Here is a 16,404-nt window from a genome sequence, read left to right as displayed (position 1 = left end):
GTCGCTGTAAACAGCGCCGGTAGGATTGCTGTATTTAGGCACGCACCACATACCACGGATGTCGAGTCTTCAGAAACCAGTTTGCGCACCGCATCCATGTCCGGACCATCCTCCAGCAACGGCACGGGATCATCCGGACATAAATGGCTCGCACAGGGCGAAATGCCGATCGTAGCCAGGTACTGGACAAATAAAAGCCACACCTTGAAGTTCTGCTGCCAAGGCACGGACGATTCAGGAAAGCCGTTGCGCATGGCAAAGGCCAGGCAGTCATGCATCAGTGCAAGGCTTGAATTTCCAGAAACCACTGTCTGTTCAGCTGGCAATCCGAGTAACGGGCAAACAATCGACGCGCTTCTGCAGACCTTGCTGCCCCATGTAGTTACGACAGTCGGTGCCATCTTCAGCCAGGAAGTCGCCCGCCAGTGAATGCTCGAGCAAGCATTAGAGAGGTCCAGTTGCTCGGAACCGGGAAAGCCTCTAGCCAAATTGATCGACAGCTTGCGCTCCGCCAGACGAAGGTACTCAACCTGGCTGGCCATGTAACTGCTCCAGAGCGTCAATAGAATAGTCTGCAAGTTTCAATTTTACCTCTCTATCACGGCATGAACCCACAACAACTGCCTGTTCATCGCACCCGGCAATCGCCCTCGCTGCATTCCAGCTTCAGAACCTGTGACCGTTCGACGATCTCGATCAGGCTTTCAATGACCTCAAACTTCATTTCCAACATCCGCCGGGTTAATTCAGCCCTATACGCTTCAAATAAAGCTGACGATTTTAATCCTTCGGCTTCCAGTGTTCGACATACGTGTGCCGCAATATCTGCTGCGTTCGACCACCAGGGTGTTGCGCGGACGGTTGCAACTTGACCAACCCAAGGTCGTTCAAGAAAGCCGACTCAGCAGCAGACAAACCGCCCAGAAGTCCGGGCGGTGACTGTAAAAGAGGTGACACGTCAGTTTTGTTGGTGGGCCCCGACATGTAGGCCACCGACAGGTTGCTGCGCATGGTTTAGTCGAACGAAATCAGCCCACAGCGCAGGCCCTCCTCCAGCGATGTTCGGTAGGTCATGTCTTTAAGGCGGCGTTAGCGCAGCAGGTCGACGTTCTCGTCGATTCTGCCTTGAATGATATCAGGGTGTCTTGGGTGATTGCGTGTGGGCACATGTTATGGCGATGTCCGCAAACTGGCTAGCGACGCGGCAAACTCTGTCAATGATGCCGTCAGCAGTCTCCCCTGAGAGCTCTGCTTCTTCTGCAAGTCTGACCATCACCTCTCGGTCAATCTCCAAGGCCTCGCCCATCACGTCCATCTGGTGATAACCGCCCGGCCCCTCGCAGAAAGTCACGTCGTAGGCGGCGCCAGCTGCCATGCACCGGACGGCGACATGACGTAGGCGAAGTTTTTGGGGTGGTCGTCTCGATTGTTGAACGCGACATTGAAGACTGTACGCTCGAAGGCGATAGCTTTCTCCCGCACATCATTGGTGCACATCTGTGTCGCACGCAAGAAATTGACATAGTCCAGGGCCCCCGGTGACGTGTAGTCGGCCCGGTAAAGGCTGCAAGGCTTTGCATGGGCACGCGCTGACCGTCTATACGATCAAAGCGTTTACTCGCGAAGGCTGCCAGCCCATTGGGCAGACTGAAGTGCTGAGTCTCCGGGGTCTGAATGCCGCACATGCGCAAGCACTCGGCATAGACCATTTCGATAGCACATACCTCGGGATGTCTGCTTGGCCGGGAACTTAATCAGCCAGGCTTCAAAGCCGGCTTGGCAGCGGTGGTAAAAGCTCCAGTTTGAGAATCGCGATAGACCAATGCCTTTGGCCTGGCGCCTTGAGGCGAGCCCCCCACCAGCAGTAACGTCTGCAGAATTCTCCACCCTCACCATGAGAACTTCCTTAATCTCAGCCGCAAGCAGCTCAAGGGAATATGCGCTTGCGGCTCCTGCCCCTCGGGCGCCACGGGCTCGAACGACATTGCTCCCATGGCTTGTGCCAATATAGGCCAGCCGCTCCAGAGGTCCTATGCGTGCGGTGTTGAGGCCGCGACGCTTGAACAACCGGTCCATCAGCAGCATGCCCCAACCGTCAGGCAACGAGTCATAGACTGGCCCTGGCAGGCCCAACTGGTGGGACGCAAAGCCTCGACGTAACTTGGGACCTTCCAATGGAAGTGTGTAGGACGACAGTTCCAAGCCTCTACTCTTCGCTTCATTACTGTACTCAAACATAATCTGTGGGCGACCGGTGATGGCGGTCGTAGACACGAGCGTGCCCCACAGCCAACGCTCACCCCAACCCTCGTAGTAGACGTCAACCTGCTCAAGCATTGTCGGACTTCCTCTTGGCACGATGACGATTGACGCTGTTTCGTATCGGCGAATATCTTCAAGGCTGTCCAGCTTGGCAAGAACAGTCCTTCAAGCTCCTTCGTTCGTCCAAGGACCATTGCCACACGGACCACATTCTCGAACCCGACATTGCGCCCAGCTTCGAGGTTGGACACGGTATTGGTCCCGATACCGGCGCGACCGGCCACATCGGCTTGCGTCATCTGCAATGCCAGCCGCTCCGTGCGCAGGCGTTCGCAAAGTCTCTTGACGATCTCACTCGGCTTACTAAAGCTCAAATCCAACATAACGTGTCTTCCGTCGCTGTTCACCGCTTAATACCCATATTATAGAATTAACCAATTCAACGCGCTTAATTCCCTGATATTGTGTTTTATTTGGCAAATCCTACTTTATCAACAGTTTATTGGAATTAACGATATCTTTTGTATATTGTTTTTCGTGGATCCGGACAGTCTGGCCTGATTGTGATTTGTATTATCGATACTGATCGCCTCTTCGCGAGCAAGCTCGCTCCCACATTTGATTGTGTGCCCCCCCCTGTAGGAGCGAGCCTGCTCGCGATGGGGACAACTCGGTTTCACGCCTGACCCTTGCAGATCTGGAAACACACAATTGCCATCGACCTCGTTGATCGATACCTTGCGAAAGGCGCAAGCTAGAGCGCTGCCCCGGGTCTCATATCATTCCGAATGATAGTTATCTTCGCCTCGTTCGATTCGTGCGATACAACCCCGCCGCGCATCATTCGCCAATCTCAATACATTGGCGGATGCATCCATGGAACAATCACTCAAACATTTGCGCTTCCCGTTGGCTCTGTTGGCCGTAGTGGTGATCAGCGCATGCGGCAAGGCTCCGCAAACGGCCGCCACTATGCCTGCAGCCAAGGTCAGCGTGGCCAAGGTGCTGGAGCAACCGGTCAACGAGTGGGACGAATTCACCGGGCGCCTTGAAGCGCCGGAAACCGTCGAGATTCGTCCACGGGTTTCCGGTCAGATCGATGAAGTGGCTTTCATTGAAGGCGCACTGGTCAAGAAAGGCGATCTGCTGTTCCAGATCGACCCTCGTCCGTTCCAGGCTGAGGTCCGCCGCCTCGAAGCGTTGGTCGCACAGTCCCGCGCCAATGCCACCCGCAGTGAAAACGAAGCCCAGCGCGGTGAACGCCTGCGCACCAGCAATGCGATTTCCGCCGAACTGGCCGATTCGCGTACCAGTGCTTCCCAGGAAGCTCGCGCCGCAGTCGGCGCCCTTCAAGCACAGCTTGATCTGGCGAAATTGAACCTGAGCTTCACCCGTGTCACCGCACCGATCAGCGGCCGCGTCAGCCGTGCTGAAATCACCGCCGGCAACCTGGTGACCGCTGATACCACCGCGCTGACCAGCGTGGTCTCCACTGACAAGGTCTACGCCTACTTCGACGCTGACGAGCGCGTGTTCCTCAAGTACACCCAGCTCGCCCGCCAGGGTAAACGCGGCGCCACCACCCCGGTTTACATGGGCCTGTCCAACGAAGACGGCAACCCGCATCAGGGCCAGATGAACTTCGTCGACAACCAGGTCAACCCGAAAACCGGCACCATCCGTGGTCGCGCGGTGTTCGACAACAGCGACGGCAGCTACACCCGGGCCTCTACGCACGCCTGAAGCTGGTGGGCAGCGGTACCTACAACGCCATGCTGATCAACGATGAAGCGGTTGGCACTGACCTTGGCAAGAAGTTTGTGCTGGTGATGGATGCCGACAACAACACCGCCTACCGCGCGGTCGAGCTGGGTCCGAAAATCGAAGGCCTGCGCATCGTGCGCAACGGCTTGAACAAGGACGACACCATCATCGTCAAGGGCCTGCAACGGGTACGTCCCGGTTCGCCAGTCACCCTGAAGTGATCCCGATGGCCAGCGAGCAAACTCTCGCGGCCCTTGCACAACAACGACAAGCGCTGGAAGCCAGCAACCTGCCACAAGTCGCACCTGCCAAGGTCGCGCCGGGCACGGTTGTGAAACTGGCTGCTGCGACTCCACGCGGTTAAGGGACAACGACTCCGATGAATTTTTCCCAATTCTTCATTTCACGGCCGATCTTCGCAGCGGTACTGTCGCTGCTGATCCTGATCGCCGGCGCCATCTCGCTGTTCCAGTTGCCGATCAGCGAATACCCGGAAGTGGTACCACCGACCGTTGTGGTCCGTGCCAACTTCCCCGGCGCCAACCCTAAAGTCATCGGTGAAACCGTGGCCGCTCCACTGGAGCAAGCGATCACCGGCGTCGAGAACATGCTGTACATGTCCTCGCAGTCGACCGCCGACGGCAAGATCACCCTGACCATCACCTTTGCCCTGGGCACTGACCTGGACAACGCACAGGTTCAGGTACAGAACCGCGTGACCCGCACCGAGCCCAAGCTTCCCGAGGAAGTGACGCGCATCGGTATCACCGTGGACAAGGCATCGCCCGATCTGACGATGGTTGTGCACTTGACCTCGCCGGACAAGCGCTACGACATGCTCTACCTGTCCAACTACGCGATCCTCAACATCAAGGATGAGCTCGCTCGTCTGGGCGGTGTCGGCGATGTGCAACTGTTCGGCATGGGCGATTACTCGCTGCGCGTGTGGCTCGATCCGAACAAGACCGCTTCGCGCAATCTGACCGCCACTGATGTGGTTACTGCCATTCGCGAACAGAACCGCCAGGTCGCGGCCGGTCAACTGGGCGCTCCCCCTGCCCCGAATGCCCAAAGCTTCCAGCTGTCGGTCAACACTCAGGGCCGTCTGGTCTCCGAGGAGGAATTCGAGAACATCATCATTCGCGCAGGCGACAACGGTGAAATCACTCGCCTCAAAGACATCGCTCGCGTTGAGCTGGGCTCCAGCCAATATGCGCTGCGTTCGCTGTTGAACAACCAACCGGCGGTGGCAATCCCGATCTTCCAGCGCCCTGGCTCCAACGCCATCGAGATTTCCAACGAAGTACGGTCGAAGATGGCCGAGCTGAAGAAGAACTTCCCGCAAGGCATGGATTTCAGCATCGTCTATGACCCGACGATCTTCGTGCGCGGCTCCATCGAGGCAGTGGTTCACACCCTGTTCGAAGCACTGATCCTCGTGGTGCTGGTGGTGATCCTGTTCCTGCAAACCTGGCGTGCCTCGATCATTCCGTTGGTGGCGGTGCCGGTCTCGCTGATCGGTACGTTCGCCGTGATGCACTTGTTTGGTTTCTCGTTGAACGCCCTTTCGCTGTTCGGGCTGGTATTGGCCATCGGCATCGTGGTCGACGATGCGATCGTGGTGGTGGAAAACGTCGAACGCAACATCGGGCTAGGCTTGAACCCGGTCGAAGCGACCAAGCGCGCCATGCGTGAAGTGACGGGGCCCATCATCGCCACGGCGCTGGTGCTGTGTGCGGTGTTTATTCCGGCGGCGTTCATCTCCGGATTGACCGGGCAGTTCTACAAGCAGTTCGCCCTGACCATCGCAATTTCCACCGTGATCTCGGCCTTCAACTCGCTGACCCTGTCGCCAGCGCTGGCGGCGGTGTTGCTCAAGGCTCATGACGCACCCAAAGATCGTTTTTCCAGGGGGCTGGACAAGATTTTCGGCGGCTGGCTGTTCCGTCCGTTCAACCGTTTCTTCGACAAGGCCAGCCATGGTTATGTCGGCACCGTAACCCGCGTGATTCGTAGCAGCGGCATCGCCCTGCTGCTGTACGCCGGCCTGATGGTCCTGACGTTTTTCGGTTTCTCCAGCACCCCGACCGGCTTCGTGCCCGGCCAGGACAAGCAGTACCTGGTGGCCTTCGCGCAATTGCCGGATGCGGCGAGTCTTGACCGTACCGAAGACGTGATCAAGCGCATGTCCGACCTGGCCCTCAAACAGCCGGGCGTGGAAAGCGCCGTAGCGTTCCCTGGCCTGTCGATCAACGGTTTCACCAACAGCCCGAACGCCGGCATCGTGTTCGTGACCCTGAAACCATTCGACGAACGCAAAGACCCGAGCATGTCCGCCGGTGCCATTGCCGGTGCCTTGAACGGCCAGTTCGCCGGGATTCAGGAAGCCTATATGGCGATCTTCCCGCCGCCGCCGGTACAAGGCCTGGGCACCATCGGTGGTTTCCGCCTGCAGATCGAAGACCGGGGCAACCTGGGCTACGAAGAACTGTACAAGGAAACCATGAACATCATTACCAAGAGCCACAGCGTTCCGGAACTGGCCGGCCTATTCACCAGCTACACCGTGAACGTGCCGCAGGTCGATGCCGCTATCGACCGGGAAAAAGCCAAGACCCACGGCGTGGCCGTCAGCGACATCTTCGACACTCTGCAGATTTACCTGGGTTCGCTGTACGCCAACGACTTCAACCGCTTCGGTCGCACCTACCAGGTCAACGTTCAGGCCGAGCAGCAGTTCCGCCTCGAATCCGATCAGATCGGTCAGCTTAAAGTGCGCAACAACAAAGGCGAGATGATCCCGCTGGCGACCTTCATCAAGGTCAGCGACACCTCGGGTCCGGACCGCGTGATGCACTACAACGGCTTCATCACCGCTGAAATCAACGGAGCGGCAGCCCCCGGCTACAGCTCTGGCCAGGCCGAAAAAGCCATCGAGAAGCTGCTCAAGGATGAACTCCCGAACGGCATGACCTACGAGTGGACCGACCTGACCTACCAGCAGATTCTGTCTGGCAACACTGCGCTGTTCGTCTTCCCGCTCTGCGTACTGCTGGCGTTCCTGGTGCTCGCGGCCCAGTACGAAAGCTGGAGCCTGCCACTGGCGGTAATCCTGATCGTACCGATGACCCTGCTGTCGGCCATTACCGGGGTGATTGCCTCCGGCGGTGACAACAACATCTTCACCCAGATCGGCTTGATCGTGCTGGTGGGGCTTGCCTGTAAGAACGCGATTCTGATCGTCGAGTTTGCCAAGGATAAACAGGAAGAAGGCATGAACCCGCTGGCTGCGGTGCTCGAAGCTTGCCGTCTGCGTCTGCGGCCGATCCTGATGACCTCCTTCGCGTTCATCATGGGCGTGGTGCCACTCGTGTTCTCCAGCGGTGCCGGTGCCGAAATGCGTCACGCCATGGGTGTGGCGGTGTTCTCCGGGATGCTCGGGGTGACCTTCTTCGGTCTGTTGCTGACGCCAGTGTTCTACGTCCTGATTCGCAACTTTGTCGAGCGCGGTCAAGCGCGCAAAGCGGCCAAAGCCTTGAAAGTGGATTCGCACCTGGAGTCGCATTAATGAGCTTGAAAGCCTTTCTGCCGAGCCTGCTGGTACTGGCGCTGAGCGCCTGTGCCGTCGGCCCGGACTACAAGACCCCAGCCACTGAACCCGCGAACATCACCACCGCCACCGACGGTGCGGCGGGTCAGAAGAACTTCGACCGTTCGCGTTTCGAAGGCATCTGGTGGCAGCAGTTCGAAGATCCGACCCTCAACCAGTTGGTGACCGAGTCGCTCAAGGGCAACCGTGACTTGCGCGTCGCCTTCGCCCGCTGGAAAGCGGCCCGGGCGATCCGTGATGACGTCAGCAATGACGCCATGCCGACCATCACCAGCCGTGTCAGCAGTGACTTGGGCAAAGGACAGATTCCCGGCGAGACCACCAAACGGGTCAATAGCGAGCGCTATGACCTGGGCCTGGACATGGCGTGGGAGATCGACCTGTTTGGCCGTATCCAGCGCAACCTGGAATCGGCCAACGCTGAGCAACAAGCTTTCGAAGCCGATCTGTACCAACTGCAAGTCACTATGATTGCCGAGCTGGTGGACGCCTACGGTCAACTGCGCGGTGCGCAGCTGCGGGAAAAAATCGCCCTGGCCAACCTGAACAACCAGCAGGAGTCGCGCAAGATCACCGTCAGCCTGCGCGATGCCGGCGTTGGCGATCAGCTCGATGTGGAGCGCGCCGATGCCCGTCTGGCGGCGGTCGAAGCCAGCGTGCCGCAATTGCAGGCCGAACAGGTTCGGCAGAAAAACCGTATCGCCACCCTGCTCGGCGAGCGCCCGGACAAGTTGACTGTGGACCTGAGTCCAAAGAACTTGCCGGCGATAGCCAAGGCCCTGCCGATCGGTGATCCGGGGGAGCTGCTGCAACGCCGTCCGGACATTCTCAGTGCCGAACGCAAACTCGCGTCGGCCACGGCGCGTATCGGCGTGGCCAAGGCCGACCTGTTCCCGCGTGTCAGCCTCAGCGGCTTCCTCGGCTTTACCGCCGGGCGAGGTTCGCAGATCGGTTCCTCGGCGGCCAACGCCTGGGCACTGGGCCCGAGCATCACCTGGGCGGCGTTTGATCTGGGCAGTGTGCGTGCCCGTCTGCGCGGTGCCGACGCCGATGCCGAAGGCGCCCTGGCGACCTACGAACAGCAAGTGTTGCTGGCCCTGGAAGAGTCAGAAAACGCCTTCAGCGACTATGGCAAACGTCAGCAGCGGCTGATTTCGTTGATTCGGCAAAGCGAATCGAGCCGTTCCGCTGCCGATCTTGCCGAGATCCGCTATCGCGAAGGTACCGCCGACTTCCTCGTGCTGCTCGATGCCCAGCGTGAACGTCTGGCGGCGGAAGACACCCAGGCCCAGGCCGAAGTCGATCTGTATCGCGGCATCGTCGCCATCTACAAGGCCCTTGGTGGCGGCTGGCAACCGGAGACAGTCGCCCGTAGGAGCGAGCATGCTCGCGAAAAACCCGAGGGCGCCGTGGGGCATCTGATTTAACGCATTATCGTTCACGACCATCGTCGGAACGCCGCCCAGAGCAAGACAGAGCTCCTTTGGTTGGCCGTAACCAACCAATACTTTGCCCCGCGCCTCATTCGGTCGCGGGGCTTTTTTTTGGGCTTTTTCCGTGTAGGAGCGAGCATGCTCGCGATGATCTCTAATGCAACGCGTGTATCCAGGATCCCGCATCATCGTTGACGTCCATCGCGAGCATGCTCGCTCCTACAGTTTCCCAGGATTGCCTGAAAATCCTTTTATATGCTGTTCCAACAGAAGCCTGAGAGTGCGAGCCTGCCCGTGAAGGCGGCGGCCGTTCAGGCATCAAGCATCAAGGCGCAACGAATCAAGGTGCAAGATGCAGCAGCACGTAGTCATCTTTGTCGAAACGACCATTCAACACCAGCGCCAGTGGAGAGACCTGCGATGATGGGAGCTTCTGGTAAGACTGTTTACTCATGACTATATAGGCGGGGGCTTTGACAGCCTCCAGCTGTTCGGGCGTCTCGGTGAAAATCGGTCGAACGTCAGTATCTGCATTGACCATGAACTTGATTGCTTTCGCGTCTTTGCCCATGCCATGCAGCACCACCGGTACCGAATCACTGTGCATCCGGTCAAGCACCGCTTGAGAGAACTGGCGCGTGTCATACATTCCTCGTTGAATGGGTTCAACGTACAGGATGAAGACCGACCACACGGCCAGCACCGCACAACAAGCAAGACCTGGCACTCTCAATGGTGGTTTAAACATCGAGACCAATGCGGCTATCTGCAAGAAAATCAGCAGCCCGAGGATCAAACCAATGGAGGGCAATGCATCCGGCAGCCGTTGCTGCGCAACCAGCACAACACCGAACAGCACGCCTGGCAGCACCAGCCAGAGCCCTTGTATCAGCAGTCTCAAGCCGGCAAACATTCGACCGCTTGCTGCCTGGAACGGATAAGCCGCGACAATGGCTGCCATCGGCAACATCGGCAACAGATAGCGAGCTTTTTTAGCCTGAGGAATCGAAAGCCCGATCAGCACGATTAAACCTGCAGCCGTGCAAAACATCATCAATCGCCATTGCGGCCCGCGATCACTTCTACCACCGACCAGAACGCCAACCAATGTCAGTAATGCCAGTGGATAAGCCAACGCGTAATTGCCCAGGGAACTGGTGAAGTAAAACAACACATCGCTGGAGCCTTCGCTTCCATCGATACGCCCGGTTACCTGCATGCGAATAACATCCTTCACAAAGGCTGCGTCACCGCTGATATCGGCCAGCCACAAGAGCAAACCGATACAGATGACCAGCAGCGCCAGGGCAACCACACCAAAGCTGAACATCCGCCGGTATTGACCGCTGAACAGGTAATAACTGCATAGCATGCCGGTAGGCAGGACCAGGCCGATCGGCCCGCGAATGGCAAAGCCCAGCATCAACAAAGCCAACAACCCACCCAGACGCCTGCGTGCATTGAAGTGATCTGCAGCATAGGCCAGGTAGAAAGCTGCGAATGAAACCGCAGCAAGCATCAAGTCCAGCGATACCGCCCTTACCTCACTGATGAACGTCACACTCAGCAGCATCAACGCAATACTGGCCAGCGCCCATTTCGGTGAGTACGGCGCGAGCAGGCGATACATGAGCGTCACGATCACCGCTGCGGCAATCGAGGTAGGCAGCCAGGCCGTGAAGCTCGTCACATGCCCGAAAGGCAACGAAAGCACATAGATGAAAAGCGTCGACATTGCACTGTAGTCAGCATAAGGCTCACCGTAGGTCGTCGGGAAAATGCTCGGCCCATGGCGAAGCATTTCCTGAGCGAACATCACGAACCGAGAGTCGAAGCCGATGAACGCCTGATGATTGCTCACCATCACAAATAGCAGCAGAGTAAAGATACCTAGCGCGAACGAATGCAGACGCATAGCCGTTGACGGCTGGAGGATTGAAGGGGAAGACATGTTGTTGATCCCTGTATTGAATGCACGCAAGTTAGCGTGAGCCGTACGCTTTCAATGACGCCGCGCTACGAACAAATCCGGGTGAATCCACTCCACCCGAGTTGATCATATTCCGTTGCCAACATTGCGCAGTCTGGAGCGCGGAGTCTGGAGTGGCATTTGTTAAAAAGAAGTGAACGTTTGGTGAAGACAATTACATTTACAAGGCTCACACACTGACAAATAACAACAAGTAATTTGTCAGACAGCCAATCACAGCATTATGTCAATCGTTGTAGCAAACACGTTCAAATTAAAACTAATGGTTTATTCGCAATCTACTGACATTCTCATCACATTTCGCCGGATAGCTTAACGCTCCCGCCGCTTGCCGATGCCACAGCGAGCGCAAAATGCGAAATAGCCATGAACAACTCATTAGTCAGATTTTTCAAACGTGACCAAGGTGCGCTGATACTTCTACTGGGTGTATCTGCGCTTCTGCTGCTATTCGGGTTGGGGGCAAGAGAGCTTTGGGGCGCAGAAACGCGCTGGGCAAACATCGCCCTGCAGATGTTGCAAACAGGCGATTATTTCGACCCTTACCTCAAGGGCTCGCCCTATTACGACAAGCCCCTGCCTTCCTATTGGCTGATTACCGCCACTGCCCACCTGATGGGTGGCCTCGGACACTGGTCGCTACGCCTGTCCACGGTCATGGCAGCCTGGCTGAGCATCTGGATGGTCTACCTGATCGGTGAGCAGTTATTTAATAAAGGCACCGGCCTGATAGCCGGCTGGTTTCTGGCGACGACTTTCTTTTTCGTTTTCTGGGCTCGGGTAGCAACGGCGGACATCCTGACTGTTTGCGGTGTCCTGGCAGCCGTCTGGTGGTATTGGCGCGGCCCGGACGACACGCGCCTGAGTCGGTACATCGTTTTTTTCCTGATTCTGGCACTGACGTCGCTTTTGAAGGGTTTGATCGGATTCATCCTTCCAGGGCTGTTGCTGCTGCCGCATCTGCTTGGCGAGGGACGCTGGAAGAGCCATCTCAATCGACGCATGTGCCTGGCGATGCTGGTGGCGGGCGTGGTCTACATGGTGCCGTTCATGCTGTCGCACCGCTATGGCGCGCCTACTTATGGGGAGAGTGGGCTTGGCCTGGTATTCAAGGAAAACGTGGTTCGATTTTTCAAACCCTTCGACAACATAGGTCCGATCTATACCTATCTGCTCTATCTGCCGGTCTACACCCTGCCTTGGGCACCCTGCTGGATGCTCGGACTGTGGGTGGCAGTGCGCAGCTGGAAGCACACCGAACCCAACATTCGTTGGCTGATCTGGGGCCTGGCATTACTGTTCTTGTTCTTCACCGCCAGTGGCAGCCGGCGCAGCTACTACGTATTGCCTCTGGTGCCATTTGCCCAATTGCTTGCAGCCTGGTGGGTCACCCGGCGAATGGCCGAGCGCCAGGCTGCCGGTAAAGTCAGCGGGCCCGGTTGGACAAAGGGTATTGCCGGGGCGGCCGGGCTGTTATTTGTGATACTTGGTATTGTCTATCCCTGGACCAACGGTGGAGGTGGCGGTGTCGTACAGTTCGCTCAAGATGTGCGTGCGCAAGCCATCAAAACTGCGCCGTGGAACGAATGGCGCATGGTCTTGGTGGATGTCGACAATAAGCTGCCCATGTACCTGCAAAATCATGGCTCACCGTTCTACTACGTGCTCCCGGATTCAGACATTCCACAAACAGGCGACAGCGCAGCACTGATGGCGTGGCTGGAAAAACAAAGTGGCGAGACCTGGAATCCTGAACGCACGATCATCGTGGAGCAATTCGAGGACATCAAACAATTGCCCCTGGATTATCTGACTGCCGACCATCAGCTGATTACCACCAAGCCAAACAACGGGGCCCAGTTGTTTCACGCTCATGAATCAGGCAGTGCCGCGTTCATTCCCAACGTGAAAAGCGACGGGTAACACTGGAAGCCGGTGCGCTGCCGAGACAAAACTCTCACGCGGACGCAAATCCCCTACAGGGGTTGGTGGTGGTTCTGGGATTTGTGGTTTTCCCGGACGGTCACGGTGGCGGTTGTCCCCGCCCGCAGATTGTTTTTACCGGCGTAATCCGCATCGATCTGTATGCGCACCGGCACCCGTTGCGCCAGTTTGATCCAGGTGTAACTCGGGTTGATGTTGGCCAGCAATCGCCCGCCGGGCAGGTTTTCCCGGTCGGCGATGGCGAAGGCGATGCTTTGCACGGTACCGCCAAAACGTTCGCCACTCATCAATTCGATGTCGACTCGATCGCCCTCGCCAATTCGCGGCAGTTTGGTTTCTTCGAAGTAGCCGCTGACATAGAACGAGTCGCTGTCCACCACCGCCACCAACGGACCACCCGCAGTCGCGTAGTCGCCCTGCCGGGTCAGCAGATTGGTGACATAGCCGCTGACTGGCGATTCGACCCGGGTTCGCTCCAGGTCGTGCTGGGCCTCGGCCAATGCGGCGATGGCCAGTTGCACGTTGGCTTGGGCGAAACCCAGGTTGGCCTGATTGCGCAGCAAGTCGGCCTGGGCCACCGCCACCTCGGTGCTGGATTTTTCCCACTCTTCGCCAGAGATCGCCGAGCGCTCCTTGAGGGTCCGGCGCCGATGCTCCTCGCTTTGACGTTGCTGGAGCAGCGCCTGGCTGGCAACGATGGTCGCTTGCGATTGCCCCAGTGAGGCTTTAGCCACCTCCACCGAACGCTTGGCATGATCCACCGCCAAGGCATAACGCGAGGGATCGATTTCCAGTAGCAACTGCCCCTTGTCCACATGCTGGTTATCCTGCACGCCAAGGCTGACGATGCGGCCCGCGACATCAGCGGACAAGGTCACCACATCGGCCCGCACCCGTGCGTCCCGGGTCCAGGGCGCGCGGGTGTAATGCTCCCAGGCAAACCAGCCGAGCACAAAAGCCAGCGCGACCACAGCCAGCGTCGTGAGTTGAGCAAGGAATTTCTTCAAGGCATCAGGCTCCCATCGCCAGAATCAACGTCGCGCACACGCAGGCGTACAACGCGCCTTCGAACAAGGCTTCATGCCAGACAAACTGCAACACGCCAAGGCGCCGCAGGATCCAGTCCAGCACCAGGAAAACCGGCAAGCCCAGCAGTAACGCCTGGGCAATCGGCGGCAGGTAGACACCGCCTATTTCCAGATCAATGGGCAAGCGCCGGTACCCCTTGCAGGTGGGTGGACTCAAAGTGGCGACGGTGGCGTTCCAGGAACGACACCACGATCAACAACGCCACGCGCATGCGAAACACCGACCACAGGTGCTCATGGACGCTGGAGTGCAGCGTATCGAGTTCATCGCCCAGGGCGTGCAGGCTGTCGAGCACACGATCCACTTCGATATCGGGCCGACCGGCGACCAGCCGTCCGGTTTCGCGAACAGTGGTCAAAAGCCTCGTTTGCGTCTGCGAGCTCAACAAAATGTTGTTCTGCCCCTGCTGCCTGAGCTGGTTCAAGGCAGTGCCCAGCGCCAGATACCCGAGGCTAACCTGGAACAGGTCGCGCGATGGTTGGTCCTCAATGGCTGGCAATAGCCCAAGCATCATGGTCAGGCGGTCGACCATACGACTCTCGAAGGCAAACTGGTTTTCATCGGTGGCGGGCATTTTCAACAGGGCATAGACCTGCTCGCAGTTCTCCTGGTGCAGCCGGCGAATGCGCAACACGGGCCTGAAGGGGAAGATCAAGGCATACACACTCAACGCCAGCGTGGCGGCGCAGACGTAAGCGCCGGCAAATTCGAACCACTGGCTCGCGCTGTTCTGCCCCAGCCCGTAATTTGTGGGGCCCAGTAACAAAAACGTCGACAGCCCCAGACCAATCCCCGTGCCCGTGGTCGGCGGGCTGGATAATCCCACGGCGACGGCATACAGCAATGGTGCCAGCAATAAAGCCAACAGTTCGAAACTGCTGATCATCGGCACCAGCGCGAACTGAAGCACCGCTGACACCACCAGCGCCAGGCCCAGACCCCGGGCATAGCTTTGGGCCGCCAGCAGCGGCCGGGGAAACGTTGCCATCAGCGAGCAGAGAATCCCCGCCACGATCATCCCGCCGCGGGCGCCGTCCCAGCCGGTTTCGATCCATACCATGCCCGCCACCATCAGTGCGCAGTACGCGCGGATGGCGTTCATCGCCGCCAAGGTGAAATCCAGGTGCAGCGGGCTGGCCTTACCGCGAAACATGCTGCTGGCCTTGCGTCCGCTCTGGATCGCATCGCTCAATTCCAGAATCATTTCAAGCTGCTGAAGCATTCGCGCCTGTTCCCAGCGCAATGACCATGACAGTGAGCGCAAGGTAGCCTTCAAGGGCTCGGTCAGTTGTTCGGCACGATAGGCCAATGCATCGAAACGCTGTTGCAACGCTGCAAACTGGTGCCGCTGATCACTGGACAGCGCGCGCCCCTGTTGCGCCAGCTCATCGAGAAAGACCAGTTCTTCGGTCAGTAATTGCTGTATTTCGTCGGGTATCTTGCCCTCCCAGCGTTCGAGCAACAGCTCGCGCTGGTGGCGCAATGCGGTAAGTCGCGCGGTCAGCAGCAACAGTTGGTTGCCGAGCAATTGCACCAGATCGTCAGAACTGCGCAAACGCGGCGCGTCGTAATACAAATGCCGACGTACGCCCTCCAGCGCGCTGATCTGTCCAAGCAGCTGCATCTGCCGACGGTGGAAATCGGCCTCGCTTTCCTCGGTCCGAATGACGGCACTGGCGTGGGTCGCCAGCAGCTTGATCACTTGATCGATCCTGGCAAAGTAATCCTTGGCGACCGCCTCCGGTCGCGCAGTCAACAGGCTGACGACACAGACGCAGGCCACCGCCAGCAGCGTCTCGGTCACGCGGGTCACGGCCAGCAGGAAGGTGCCATCCTGATCAGGCACCGCCAGCAGTCCCACCACCACCGCCGTATAACCGCTGAGCACAAACGCCTGGGAACTGGTGTAGCGCAACAGCGTGCCACCGGCGGTACACAGCGCCAGCCACAGGGACAAGGTAATAAGGAAAGGCACCGGCGCCTGGGGGAAGATCGCCATGATCACCACGGCCACGGCCGCGCCTAGCGTGGTGCCGATGATCTGACCAAAACTACGAGCCAGTGCCATGCCGGCCAAGGGCTGGCTGACGATGACCACGGCCATGATCGACCATTTGGGCTGGTCCAGATCGAACACAAAGGCCAGGTACAGCGTCAATAGCCCGGCCGTAATGGTTCTCAAGGCAAACAGCAGCACCCCGCGACTGGGGTTGATGAGTGCCTTGAAGTACTGCAACAGCGCTTGCATGGGAACGTCCATGGACTGTTATTCAGCAAGCGTAGTCACTGCTTGGGTGACTCGACAGGTTTCA

Annotated in this window: 8 protein-coding genes and 4 pseudogenes; 4 read left to right on the top strand and 8 right to left on the bottom strand. The window is 58.1% G+C overall.

Translation table 11 applies throughout. The features are described from left to right. The 4 genes and pseudogenes from CES87_RS30625 to CES87_RS33845 form a co-directional block, all read right to left on the bottom strand. Positions 1-542, bottom strand: a pseudogene (locus CES87_RS30625) (hypothetical protein); the annotation flags it as partial. A gap of 805 nt (positions 543-1,347) precedes the next feature. Further along, positions 1,348-1,685: pseudogene (locus tag CES87_RS34705) on the bottom strand (HipA domain-containing protein). Beyond that, complete coding sequence (locus CES87_RS34700) at positions 1,615-2,337, bottom strand: HipA N-terminal domain-containing protein (RefSeq protein WP_371858283.1); 723 nt, start codon at positions 2,335-2,337, stop codon at positions 1,615-1,617. Before CES87_RS34700 ends, CES87_RS34705 begins: the two are co-directional and overlap by 71 nt. After that, positions 2,330-2,645 (bottom strand): annotated as a pseudogene (locus CES87_RS33845) (helix-turn-helix domain-containing protein). The gene CES87_RS34700 and the pseudogene CES87_RS33845 overlap by 8 nt, the downstream one beginning before the upstream one ends. Positions 2,646-3,138: 493 nt before the next feature. Here CES87_RS33845 and mexE point away from each other — a divergent pair. The 3 genes and pseudogenes from mexE to CES87_RS30600 all read left to right on the top strand — a co-directional run bounded on the left by mexE (position 3,139) and on the right by CES87_RS30600 (position 9,063). Further along, a pseudogene (mexE, locus tag CES87_RS30610) lies at positions 3,139-4,390 on the top strand (multidrug efflux RND transporter periplasmic adaptor subunit MexE). A gap of 15 nt (positions 4,391-4,405) precedes the next feature. Next, positions 4,406-7,594: an efflux RND transporter permease subunit gene (locus CES87_RS30605; protein WP_128609084.1), complete on the top strand. Its 3,189-nt coding sequence runs from the start codon at positions 4,406-4,408 to the stop codon at positions 7,592-7,594. Beyond that, a complete protein-coding gene (locus CES87_RS30600; protein ID WP_128609082.1) occupies positions 7,594-9,063 on the top strand; it encodes an efflux transporter outer membrane subunit in 1,470 nt (489 codons plus the stop codon). The genes CES87_RS30605 and CES87_RS30600 overlap by 1 nt, the downstream gene beginning before the upstream one ends. 346 nt (positions 9,064-9,409) lie before the next feature. On the opposite strand, the gene CES87_RS30595 is transcribed toward CES87_RS30600, so the two are convergent. After that, on the bottom strand, positions 9,410-11,020 hold the full coding sequence (locus CES87_RS30595; protein WP_178081515.1) for a glycosyltransferase family 39 protein: 1,611 nt from the start codon (positions 11,018-11,020) through the stop codon (positions 9,410-9,412). 405 nt (positions 11,021-11,425) lie between these two features. Between CES87_RS30595 and CES87_RS30590 the strand changes: the two genes are divergently transcribed. Continuing rightward, positions 11,426-12,982: a glycosyltransferase family 39 protein gene (locus tag CES87_RS30590; protein WP_128609080.1), complete on the top strand. Its 1,557-nt coding sequence runs from the start codon at positions 11,426-11,428 to the stop codon at positions 12,980-12,982. Between the two features lie 53 nt (positions 12,983-13,035). On the opposite strand, the gene CES87_RS30585 is transcribed toward CES87_RS30590, so the two are convergent. From CES87_RS30585 to CES87_RS30575, 3 genes are read right to left on the bottom strand one after another with little or no spacing between them, the layout of a single operon-like run. After that, positions 13,036-14,010, bottom strand: a complete 975-nt coding sequence (locus CES87_RS30585; protein WP_128609078.1) for an HlyD family secretion protein — start codon at positions 14,008-14,010, stop codon at positions 13,036-13,038. Between the two features lie 4 nt (positions 14,011-14,014). Beyond that, the gene (locus tag CES87_RS30580; RefSeq protein WP_128609076.1) at positions 14,015-14,215 is read right to left on the bottom strand and encodes a DUF1656 domain-containing protein; all 201 of its coding nucleotides are present in this window, start codon (positions 14,213-14,215) and stop codon (positions 14,015-14,017) included. Continuing rightward, positions 14,205-16,352, bottom strand: coding sequence for an FUSC family protein (locus CES87_RS30575; protein ID WP_128609074.1), 2,148 nt, complete (start codon positions 16,350-16,352; stop codon positions 14,205-14,207). The genes CES87_RS30580 and CES87_RS30575 overlap by 11 nt, the downstream gene beginning before the upstream one ends. Positions 16,353-16,404 lie beyond the last annotated feature (52 nt).

Origin of the sequence: Pseudomonas sp. ERMR1:02 (assembly GCF_002277815.1) — a bacterium.
Taxonomy (GTDB): Bacteria; Pseudomonadota; Gammaproteobacteria; order Pseudomonadales; family Pseudomonadaceae; genus Aquipseudomonas.
This window is presented reverse-complemented; position numbering and strand designations above follow the sequence as displayed.